Origin of the sequence: Microbacterium sp. CPCC 204701 (genome assembly GCF_004010105.1) — a bacterium.
GTDB lineage: Bacteria > Actinomycetota > Actinomycetes > Actinomycetales > Microbacteriaceae > Microbacterium.
The window spans coordinates 19,008-28,811 of sequence record NZ_RRYE01000010.1 but is presented as its reverse complement, the minus strand read 5'-3'; the positions used below and the strand labels follow the sequence as shown (position 1 = coordinate 28,811).

Annotated in this window: 6 protein-coding genes and 1 pseudogene; 4 read left to right on the top strand and 3 right to left on the bottom strand. The window is 69.6% G+C overall.

Annotated elements, in window-relative coordinates; genetic code table 11:
• Positions 1 to 628: 628 nt before the first annotated feature.
• Positions 629 to 4,420, bottom strand: a complete 3,792-nt coding sequence (locus tag EIO58_RS19465) for a rhamnogalacturonan lyase family protein (RefSeq protein WP_127818052.1) — start codon at positions 4,418 to 4,420, stop codon at positions 629 to 631.
• Positions 4,421 to 4,611: 191 nt separating this feature from the next.
• On the opposite strand from EIO58_RS19465, the pseudogene EIO58_RS02150 reads away from it, so the two are divergent.
• The 3 genes and pseudogenes from EIO58_RS02150 to EIO58_RS02140 all read left to right on the top strand — a co-directional run.
• Positions 4,612 to 5,205 (top strand): annotated as a pseudogene (locus EIO58_RS02150) (alpha/beta hydrolase); the annotation flags it as partial.
• A 170-nt stretch (positions 5,206 to 5,375) separates the two neighbouring features.
• On the top strand, positions 5,376 to 6,404 hold the full coding sequence (locus EIO58_RS02145; RefSeq protein ID WP_127818050.1) for an NADPH:quinone reductase: 1,029 nt from the start codon (positions 5,376 to 5,378) through the stop codon (positions 6,402 to 6,404).
• A 152-nt stretch (positions 6,405 to 6,556) separates the two neighbouring features.
• Positions 6,557 to 7,078, top strand: coding sequence for a metallophosphoesterase family protein (locus tag EIO58_RS02140; RefSeq protein WP_127818049.1), 522 nt, complete (start codon positions 6,557 to 6,559; stop codon positions 7,076 to 7,078).
• A gap of 66 nt (positions 7,079 to 7,144) precedes the next feature.
• On the opposite strand, the gene EIO58_RS02135 is transcribed toward EIO58_RS02140, so the two are convergent.
• Positions 7,145 to 8,344 (bottom strand): saccharopine dehydrogenase family protein, encoded by a 1,200-nt coding sequence (locus EIO58_RS02135; RefSeq protein ID WP_127818048.1) that lies wholly within the window; start codon positions 8,342 to 8,344, stop codon positions 7,145 to 7,147.
• A gap of 313 nt (positions 8,345 to 8,657) precedes the next feature.
• Between EIO58_RS02135 and EIO58_RS02130 the strand changes: the two genes are divergently transcribed.
• Positions 8,658 to 9,092: a hypothetical protein gene (locus tag EIO58_RS02130; protein ID WP_127818047.1), complete on the top strand. Its 435-nt coding sequence runs from the start codon at positions 8,658 to 8,660 to the stop codon at positions 9,090 to 9,092.
• Positions 9,093 to 9,141: 49 nt separating this feature from the next.
• Here the strand turns inward: EIO58_RS02130 and EIO58_RS19460 are convergent, their stop codons facing one another.
• The gene (locus EIO58_RS19460; protein ID WP_127818046.1) at positions 9,142 to 9,783 is read right to left on the bottom strand and encodes a CatB-related O-acetyltransferase; all 642 of its coding nucleotides are present in this window, start codon (positions 9,781 to 9,783) and stop codon (positions 9,142 to 9,144) included.
• Positions 9,784 to 9,804: the final 21 nt, after the last annotated feature.

Here is a 9,804-nt window from a genome sequence, read left to right as displayed (position 1 = left end):
CGGCGACGGCGGGGACCACCCCCAGGATCGCGATCGCGAGCCCGCCGGCTGCGGGTCCCGACGCCCGGCGCGCGCGGGTCATGACCGGCCGCGCCGCGGACGCGAGCGCATGCTCGGACGGACCGTCCGTCGGCGGGGTCTGTGCGCTCATCGGCACCAGTATCCCGGGCCCGCGGCGAGGGGCGGCTCACGAACCGGAAAGCGCCGAGGCATCCTCACTCCGCATCTTCGCCGTCGAACGAGCCGTTGAACTGGTGCGCACCGCGGATCGACGCCGGGCGTCCCGGCGTCGCCCCGGCTCGACGTTCGCGCCGATCGAGTCTGCCTGCGTGCCGTTCGCGCATGCGCCGAGATCGACGGTGGCAGCGGCGATGAGCGTCACGACTGCGAGGGCAGTGGGGTGGCGGTTCGAGGCGCGGCGGCGAGCGGGCATGCCATCGATGGTGCGGTGCCCGATGGCCCGGCGAGTAGGGGCAGGAGTCCTCGATCCGCGGTTCGTGTCCGAGGAGCGCGCACCGCCGTGCCGGCCAGCGCGTTGCCTGCCTCGAGGGAAGCCGGCATCGCATCGACGAAGATCGAGCCGGGTCGCCGCCGAAGCGACGACCCGGCTCCACGGTCGTGGGCCTGCTCAGCGCACGGTGACCGTCACCGGCTTCGACGCCGTCTCGCCGGTGGCGTTGGCGAACACCGCGACGAGCGTGTGCGTACCGGGTGCGATACCCGAGAGCTCCATCGACGCCAGCTGCGGTTCAGGGCTGCGCGCCTCGAGCTCGCCCGAGCCGACGACCACGCCGTCGAGCTCGAACCGGTACGACGTCGCGTTGGTGCCCCACCACAGGTTGGCCGTCGCGGTGAACGCACCGTCCTTGTCCCAGTTGTCGTGCGAAACGACGGGCACCGCGGGCGCGGCGTGCACGACCTTGACGGTGGTCGACGTCGTGGCCGTCGCGCCCTGCGAGTTCATCAGCTCGGCGGTGTAGACGTAGGTGCCGTTGGGATTGCCTTCGACGCTGACCCCGGTCGTCTGCGACATGCCGTCCGCCTCGTGGAGCACCCGCGTCGCGATCAGCTCCCCGTTCTCGTAGAGGCGGAAGATGCTGCCCGGCGTGCCCCACCACAGGTTCAACACGACGTCGTAGGTGCCGTCGTGCAGTCCGTCGGCCCACCCGCTCGTGTTCGACAGTGTTCCGCGGCCCGGTGCGGCGGTCGCGTCGTCGGCCGGCACGATGAGCACGGTCGACGACATCTCGGTGACGAGACCCGCATGGGTCGTCGCCGTCGCGACGATCTCGACGTCGCCGTACAGCTCGCGCGCGGTGAAGTCGATCGCCTCATCGGGGGCCACTCGCTCGCCGCCCACGGTGACGACGAGCGATCGGATGCCGCTCTCCGGGTCGGCGGCCGACACTGCCAGCTGCAGCGGCTCGTCTGCGACCACCGTTCCCGAGGGCAGGCCGGTGACGATCGGCGCCGTCTCGTCTGCGGAAGGAGCACCGACGTAACTGATCGACGGCACCGGAGGCTCATCCATTCCCGCGCCGAGGAAGAACGACGGGTGCGGCGGCTGGTTGTACGCGGAGTTCTGGTTCGCGACCGCCAACCGGTATTGCGAGTCATGCATGAGGGTCGGGATGCGCACGTCTGTGGCATCCGTCGTCGTGTAGATGCGGACGCCGCTGCCGTCATCGAGGCGCACCGCGAGCTCTTCGCGCCAGTCGCCGAACAGGTCGGCCTGGATCACAGGGTTGCCCTTGGTGGTGTTGTTGGTCCGCGTGCCGTCGAGACGCTCGAGCAGCACCTCTTCGTGTGCGGCCTGATCCCACTTCGAGATCGTCGGGACGCCGGATGCCGACGACTCGTCGTAGTCGTGGTCGGTGATCTCGCGCGTGAGGTCGCTGTCCCACCAGGTGACGAAGTTCGCCGCGGGGATGTCGGTCGACAGGGCCTCGCCGTTCGAGGCGTTGAGCGTGCCGATGCGCGAGTTCCATGCGTAGTCGCCGCCGATGTTCCAGGCCTCCGCGCCGGGTGAGGTCGGGTCGATGTCGGTGGCCACGCCGCGACCGGTGTCGCGGTTGCCACGGTTCGACCAGAGGATGTCGCCCGTCTCGGCATCCCTCATCGACGCGACGATCCCCCCGTTGCCGCTCGGGCTCTCATGCACCGCGAACACCTCGAGGCCGGCGCGATCAGTGACGAAGTCACTGACGTGCAGCGCGTCGCCGTGGTGCAGGCGGGTGTTGTAGAGCGGCGTGCCGTCGTGGTCGATCGTCATCGAGCCGAACACGATCTCGTCGAGCCCATCGCGGTCGACGTCGGCGGAGGTGAACTGGTGGTTGCCTTGGCCTTCGTACTGTGATCCGGCCTGGTTCGAGTCGAACGTCCAGCGCTCGACGAGCTGTCCGTCGACGAGGTCCCATGCCACGATCACGGTGCGGGTGTAGTACCCGCGGCTGGTGATGAGCGACGGGTGCTCGCCGTCGAGGTACGCGACGCCCGCGAGGAATCGGTCGACGCGGTTGCCGTAGGTGTCGCCCCAGGAGCCCACGTTCCCGCGACCGGGGAGGTAGTCGACCGTGTCGATGGCCGCGCCGGTCGTGCCGTCGAAGACCGTGAGGTACTCGGGCCCGCTCAGGATGTAGCCGCTCGAGTTGCGGTGGTCCGCGATGGGGTTGCCGATCACGTTGCCGACACCGTCGACCGTGCCGTCGGCGGTCTTGAAGGCGACCTCCGAACGACCGTCGCCGTCGAAGTCGAACACCTCGAGCTGTGTGTAGTGCGCGCCCGCGCGGATGTTGACGCCCAGGTCGATGCGCCACAGGCTCGTGCCGTCGAACTCGACGGCCTCGGCGTACACCTTGCCCGTGTAGCCCGACTGCGAGTTGTCCTTCGCGATCGACGGGCTCCACAGGAACACCAGCTCGTACTCGCCGTCACCGTCGACGTCGCCCACCGTGCCGTCGCCGGGCCAGTACGTCGCTGTGCTGCCATCGGGCAGCGTCTGGTCGGCGGGCTTGTCGAGGGCGATGTCGAGGTACCCCTCGCCCCACACTGCGAACTCGTCGGTCACCGACACCTCTCGGTCTCCGACGTGGGCCGTGACGAGATAGGTCGAGTCGGCGGTGCCGTCGGGGTCGACGTAGTTGGTCGTATCGGTGACGGGTGTGTCGGTGATCTTCGCGCCGTCGCGATAGATGTCGAAGCCGACGGTACGTTCGTCGAGACCGAGCAGGCGCCAGCCGAGGTAGACGCCGTCGTCGATGCTCACCGCGACCGGGGAGCGGTCGAGGTACTCTGCCTGGCGCACGAGCGTCGTGGCGATCTCGGTCGCGTGCGTCTCGCTCGGCTCGGACGATCCACCCGCGTTCTGCGCGACCACGTGGTAGAGGTAGGGCCGCGTGGTCAGCACGTCGGTGTCGGTGAACGTCGCTTCGGTCACCGTCGCGACGTGTCCGAATGGGATGTCGGCGCGGGTCGAGCGGTACACCTTGTACTGCACGACGTCGTCCGCGGCATCCCACCCGATCGTCACGCTGTCGCGCTCGATCGCGGTCGTGACGATGCCTGTGGGTGCGGCGGGCTTGGCGACGGATTCGTCGACGACGGATGCCGCGACCCGCTCGCCCGGCCGCGAGACGCGCTCGCCTTTCACCGTGGCGACGGCGTATTCGTAGGACTCGCTGAGTTCGACGTCCGAGTCGCTGAAGATCGGAGCGGTGGTCGGCTGGCTCGGAGCGTCGACGCGGCCGATCTCGGCGAGCTCACCCCCGGGTGCGGCCCGGAAGATCGCATAGCCGGTGGCGTCGCCGACCGGCTGCCAGGTCAGTGTGACGACCTGCTCGGGCGCATCGACGGATGCCGCAAGGCCTGTCGGTGCGGGGAGGGGCGCCTGAACGCGGATGCCGTTGATGCGTCCATCGCCTCCGGTGACGCGGACGTTGAGCTGTCCGTCGGCGACGGTGATGGCCGGGAAGAGCTGCTCGTGGACCGCGCCGCTGGATGTCCGCGGGCCGGCGAAGGCGGTCCCCTCGATGTCGAAGCTCGTGGCGTTGCCGGCGATGAGATCGCCCGCCCACGTGGTGACCTCGTATGTGCCGTTCGGCACATCGACGGCGAACCCCGAAGTGTTGCTGATCGTGAAGTCGCGGGCCATGAGGTCGTCGCCGCTGCGGTCGCGGAAGCCGTTCGAGGCAGGTGCGGTGGTGAACCCATAACCCTGCGCTGCGGAGTAGGCGGTGCTCGGGTGCACTCCGAGCCAGCCGGCGGCGACGGGGGTGGACGGTCCGCCGAAGTCGAACGAGTAGTCGACTTCGTCAGCTGCGGCTGCAGGCGGGATTGCGAGGAGGACGCCCGATGCGACGAGTGCCGATGCGGAGGTGGCGGCGATAACGGTTCGCAGCCGATGATGACGAGTGGAACGCACGGAATCTCCCTTGATCGTGTGCTGGGGTTGCGATGAGCGGAAAGCGCTTCCCGTGAAACGTTTTATAGCATTGTCGATCGATCAGCGCACGTCAAGGCCTTTCGGCAGGCCGCGCTCGCGGCGATCGAAGGCCTGCCAGAACCCGCACCCGTCGAGTCGGTGGTCAGGGCGCTGCTTGCGAAGGAGTTCCCATGAGCACGACCGTCGCACGACCGCCGTTCGATCCCGAGCTCGAGGCGGTGCTTGCCGTGCTGGCCGACCAGATCCCGTCGTCGATCACGATCGAGATGATCCCGGCGATGCGGCAACGCCTGCCGATCGCTGTCAGCGTCGACGAGACCCTCGCCGGGGCCGGCGTCGAGCGTGTCGACCACACCATCCCGGGCTACCAAGGCGATTCGATCGAGGTCACCGTTCTGCGCCGCGTCGGTCACACGGGCTTCGGGCCTGGGATCTGTCACGCGCACGGTGGCGGCATGATCGTCGGGGATCGCTTCGTCGGCCTGAGCCAGGTCCTGCCGTGGATCGTGCAGCACGACGCGGTCGCGGTCACCGTCGAATACCGGCTCGCCCCCGAGTTCCCCGGCCCGTACCCCGTGGAGGACTGCTACGCCGGACTCGTCTGGACAGCGGAGCACGCCGGAGAGATCGGCATCGATCCGGAGCGCCTCATCATCGCCGGTGCCAGCGCGGGGGGCGGACTGGCCGCGGGCACCGCCCTGCTCGCACGGGATCGGCGGGGCCCGGCACTCGCGGGCCAGGCGCTGATCTATCCGATGCTCGACGACCGCGACGCGACCGTGTCGACCGCGCAGATCGACGGCATCGGCGTGGGGTGATGGCGCCATGGACGGCGGTGACGCGAACCATCACCCAAGTCTTCTCACCCGCCGATGCTGCGCGCAGAGGGCTCGTCGAGGAAATGCTCGGCGCGACCGATGCGTTGACCTCTCGCATGCGATCGATCGTCTACTCCCGCACCGGCAGCTCTTCCGTCCTGTCCCTCGCGGAGCGCGAGCCCGCCACTCCCGGACCGGGCGAGGTCCGCGTGAAGGTCACCGTCTCGGGCGTCAATCCGACGGACTGGAAGGCGCGCGCCGGAGGCGGCGCGAAGCCGGCGTTCGACGAGGTCGTGCCGAATCAGGACGGCGCCGGCGTCGTCGATGCGGTCGGCGAGGGCGTGACGGAGCTCGCCGTCGGCGACCGCGTGTGGCTGTACCTCGCCCAGCACGAGCGCCCGACCGGCACTGCGCAGGAGTACACGGTCGTTCCCGCCGAGCGGGCCGTGAAGCTGCCGCAAGGGATCGGCTTCGATGTCGCCGCGAGTCTGGGCGTGCCGGCGATGACGGCGCACCGGGCGCTCACGGTCCACGAGTTCGGCCCCGCCCGGCTGTCGCCGGGGTCGCTCGACGGGCGCGTCGTGCTGGTCGCCGGCGGAGCGGGTGCCGTCGGTCACGCCGCCATCCAGCTCGCGGTGTGGGGCGGCGCCACCGTCATCGCGACGATTTCGAGCGACGAGAAGGCCGCTCTTGCAAGGGCGGCGGGCGCTGACCACACCGTCAACTACCGCGTCGACGACGTTGCGGCGCAGATCGCCGCGCTCGCGCCCGAGGGCGTCGACCACATCGTGGAGGTGTCGATCGCCCAGGACGCCGCCCTCGACGCCCAGGTCGTGGCCAACCACGGCTCGATCGCCTACTACGCCACCGATGGCGGCGGGGACGCCGCCCTCCCCGTCTGGCCGACGTTCGCGAAGAACGTGCGGATCCAGGGACTGCTGCTGTACACGGTGGGGGATGCCGCGCTCTCGGCCGCTGCCGAAGACATCAGTGCCGCGCTGCGTGACGGCGCACTTCCCGTCGGCGCGGCAGCGGGACTGCCGCTGACGTGGTTCCCGCTCGAAGAGACGGCCGCGGCCCACGACGCCGTCGAGCAGGGCGCCGTGGGCAAGGTGCTCATCGATGTCTCGGGCGACAATCGCTGAGGCGCATCTCGTTCGGTGCGCGAGCGGCAGGAATTCGTCGGACGGTACTTCCGCCGGCATCGCGCGGCCGGTCGAGATCTCAGACTGACGTGGCCGTCCGCTGAGCTCTTCGGCGATGTCGCGAGCACGCCGGGTCGGACGAGAATCGAGTCATGGCGACGCGGCTCCTCCTCATCTCTGACACGCACATCCCCGGCCGCGCTCGGCGGTGTCCGGACGGAGTGCTGAAGGCCGCGGACGCCGCGGATCTGGTGATCCACGCGGGCGACTGGGTTGCGGCATCCGTTCTCGACGAACTCGAGCAGCATGCCAAGGTGCTGGGGGTCTGGGGCAACAACGACGGCCCGGACCTTCGGGCGCGGCTGCCGGAGGTCGCACGCCGCACGATCGAGGGCGTGAGATTCGCGGTGGTTCACGAGACCGGACAGTCGGCGGGGAGGGAGACGCGGATGGATGCCGCATACCCCGACGCGGAGGCGCTGGTGTTCGGCCACAGCCACATTCCGTGGGACACGGTGACGCCGCGGGGCATGCGGCTGCTCAATCCCGGCTCGCCGACGGACCGTCGTCGTCAGCCCGCGTGCACGATGATGACCGCGCTGGTCGATGACGGGCAGCTCAGACACGTCGAGCTCGTCGCACTCGCTCGTGTCGGTGGTCTGAGCGAGTCTTGAGGTATCCGCATCTCGCCCGTAGGCGGAGGAGCGGTGTCCAAGGCGCAGTCGACGTACGTCTGGTGATCAGTCAAGAGTGCTGACGTCCAGCGTGAAGCGATTCGCGCGGAGGCGCTTCGTCAGCGACTCGCCCATCGCGACCATCGGCGTCAGCACTCCGGCACGATCGGGACGCTCGTCGAAGGCGAGGCTCAGCGCCGACTCTGCGAGCATCACTCCGGTACCGCCGTAGCCGGGATCGAACGGAGCCGCCACCCGCGTGCGAACGGGGCGACCCTCGACGGGGTACACCTCGATGTCGAGGGCGAAGCGGCCGCGCTCGATCGCTTCCGGGCTGGGGCCGGTGCCCGGCGCAGGAAGCACCCGGTCGAGGAGCGCCCGCGTGGGTGGGAACGCCAGACCGGCGACCAACGCCGCGGTCCCCGCGCTGATCGCCCCCGCTCGCGCGAGCCCGGCGAGCCCTCTGCCGGTCGACACGACTTCGCGGTAGCGCATCAACTGACCGTAGCTCCAGCCCGAGAGGTAGTTGCTGCGCTGCACGATCTGCTCGTTGTAGGCGCCCATGACGAAAGGGGCCTGCCACGCGCCCCGTTCCCTGCCCCAGCCGCTGCCACCACGGCCGGGAAGGCGGACCGACGGCCCCGGAGTGAGGGCGTAGCGGTTGCCGATGACGCGGCGGGTCGAGGCATCCGTCTTCGCCGCCTTCATCTGCTGGCGCAGGGCGTCGATGGTTCCCCCGCTGATGCCGCCGCGCAGCGAGCGCACCCGCAACGTCGCGGCGACGATCGGCACGCCGCCGACGGCCTCGTGAGCGAGACCGAGGCCGAGGTCGGAAGGGATCGAGTCGAAGCCGCACGAGTGGACGATCGTGGCCCCGCTCTTCTCGGCGATGGCGTGATTGCGCTCGATGTTGCGCGCGACGAAGATGCTCTCGCCCGACAGGTCGGCGTACGACGTGCCCGCGCGAGCGCACGCGGAGGCAACGCCCATGCCGTAGCGCAGGTACGGCCCGACGGATGTCGCGACGACCGACGTCGAGACCGCGAGGCGCGCGACGGCCGCGTCGTCGGCGATGTCGACCTCGAGGATGGGCCAGTCGACGCCGAGTTCGCGCTTCACGTCCTGCAGCCGCGCAGTGGAGCGGCCGGCGATCGCGATCCGCGCGCCCTCAGGTGCCGACTGCGCAAGGTGTCGAGCGGTGAACCTGCCGACGAAGCCCGACGCGCCGAGGAGGACGATGTCGTAGTCGCGGTCCCTCGTGTTCATGTCACGCGAGCGTACGGGCGGCGCGAGGGAAGCGGCACCCTGTTGCGTCCGAGGCTCGGATCGCGTAGCGCTGAGGACGTCGGGTGTCTCGCGACCCTGGGTCGCTTGACGGTGTCGGAAGGCTGCCCTACGGTCGCTCTCGTGTCTGTTGCGAACGAGCCCCGGCGCGCGTCTCTCCGCATGGGTGACCCAAGGAGCCAATGCCCGGCTGATTGCTGAGCGTTGACGGTCGACCGCGGTCGTCCGGCCCTTGTTCTGTTCACGTGCGCGCGCGCGTTCGTCGCTGCGCGCCCGACTCGAGAGACGACACACCATGCACGAAGCACTCTGGACCGACCATCGGTTCCGCACGTTCCTCCTCGCTATGCGCGGCGGCCTCTTCGGAGTCGGCGTCGAAGACGACGAACGCGACGCCTTCCTCGAGCAGGCTCGGCGCCGGATCGTTCCGATCGTGCAGCGCCGGGTGCTCGCGGAGGTGGGCGCGACGGTCGACGACCAGGGAGTCGCGGTCGTCGCATACGAACTCCTCGAAGAGAGCGCGTGGGACCGCCGCCGCACGTGGCTGATCGCGAGCTCCGATCCGTGGGGGTTCCTCGCCGATCTGGTGGTTCGCGAGCTCAAGGCCGCCTACGGCGAGACGTCGGGTGTCCGCGGTGAGGACGGCGATGAGGCGGAGCTCGCCGGCATCCTTGCGGCGAGCACGCGTCGCGGGATCGAGGGCGGAAGCGGGGGAGACGGCACGGCCTGAGCGTGCCCAGCCGCGGGGCGCTCGGCAGGCCCTGACCGGGGCCGGCGGGCTACCCCAGCCCCTCCAATCCCTCCGCTGTTCCCGCCATGAGCACGGCGGCGTGCTCGGTGATCTTCTCGATGGGCCAGTCCCACCACCGCAGCGCGAGCAGGCGCTGGATGTCGGCATCCTCGAATCGCTTCCGGATGTGGCGGGCGGGGTTGCCGGCCACGATCTCGTAGGGTGCGGCATCCTTCGCCACCACGCTGCCGGCGCCGATCACCGCGCCGTCGCCGATCGTCACGCCGGGGAGGATGGTCGCCTCGCGGCCGATCCACACGTCGTTGCCGACGACGGTGTCACCGGGCTGCTCGATCGCCTGGAAGGCGTCGAGCGTCTTGTCCATCCAGGTCCCGCCGAACATCGTGAACGGATACGTCGAGGGCCCGACCATCGGATGGTTGCCACACGGCATCAGGAACGTCACGCCCGGCGCGATGGCAGTGAAGCGGCCGATCACGAGGCGCTGCGGGCCGTACAGGTACTTGACGTTCGCCTGCTCGAACGGTGGTCGCGTGCCTTCGTCGTCGTAGTAGGTGTAATCGCCGACCTCGATCAACGGCGAAGTCACCTCGTTCGCGAGGAAGATCACGTTCGTGAGGTCGGCTCGCGTCGAGGGGTTCCGCTGGGCGGGATCCGGGGTGCTGTGCATGAAGGCTCCTTCGTCAGGTCC

Excerpts from the sequence above, each read along its gene's own strand:
- EIO58_RS02145 (WP_127818050.1), top strand. The coding sequence starts at position 5,376 with ATGCGATCGATCGTCTACTCCCGCACCGGCAGCTCTTCCGTCCTGTCC.
- EIO58_RS19460 (WP_127818046.1), bottom strand. The coding sequence starts at position 9,783 with ATGCACAGCACCCCGGATCCCGCCCAGCGGAACCCCTCGACGCGAGCC.
- EIO58_RS02130 (WP_127818047.1), top strand. The coding sequence starts at position 8,658 with ATGCACGAAGCACTCTGGACCGACCATCGGTTCCGCACGTTCCTCCTC.
- EIO58_RS02140 (WP_127818049.1), top strand. The coding sequence starts at position 6,557 with ATGGCGACGCGGCTCCTCCTCATCTCTGACACGCACATCCCCGGCCGC.
- EIO58_RS02135 (WP_127818048.1), bottom strand. The coding sequence starts at position 8,344 with ATGAACACGAGGGACCGCGACTACGACATCGTCCTCCTCGGCGCGTCG.